This is a genomic window from Metasolibacillus fluoroglycofenilyticus, from assembly GCF_003049645.1.
Classification (GTDB): domain Bacteria; phylum Bacillota; class Bacilli; order Bacillales_A; family Planococcaceae; genus Metasolibacillus; species Metasolibacillus fluoroglycofenilyticus.
The window spans coordinates 1-355 of record NZ_PYWK01000034.1 but is presented as its reverse complement, the minus strand read 5'-3'; the positions used below and the strand labels follow the sequence as shown (position 1 = coordinate 355).

The window sequence follows — 355 nt, the reverse complement described above, 5'->3', positions numbered from 1 at the left end:
CTTGAAACCTTCATGTTAGTTACAACTTATCTCATAAAAGAAATAAGATTTAAGAACTTACACGATCAATTACTTGATCTATTTAAAACTTGTTACTTTCAATGTCGTTTTATCCAGTTTTCAAAGAGCAAATAGGCTACCTGTATTTCCTTCCTCGCGTATTTGCGACGAGTAACCGCAGGAGCACAAAATAAGAAGTATTCATCCGTTGATGAACCTTCAAAACTGAACAGCAAGCCGTGAATGTTATCTCCGTAGGAGATATTCCGAAAATATCCTTAGAAAGGAGGTGATCCAGCCGCACCTTCCGATACGGCTACCTTGTTACGACTTCACCCCAATCATCTATCCCACC

The 355-nt window shown here is 39.2% G+C and carries 1 rRNA gene; it reads right to left on the bottom strand.

From position 1 onward, the window contains the following. Positions 1–282 precede the first annotated feature (282 nt). Positions 283–355: ribosomal RNA gene (locus C9J36_RS17150) — 16S ribosomal RNA — on the bottom strand; the annotation flags it as partial.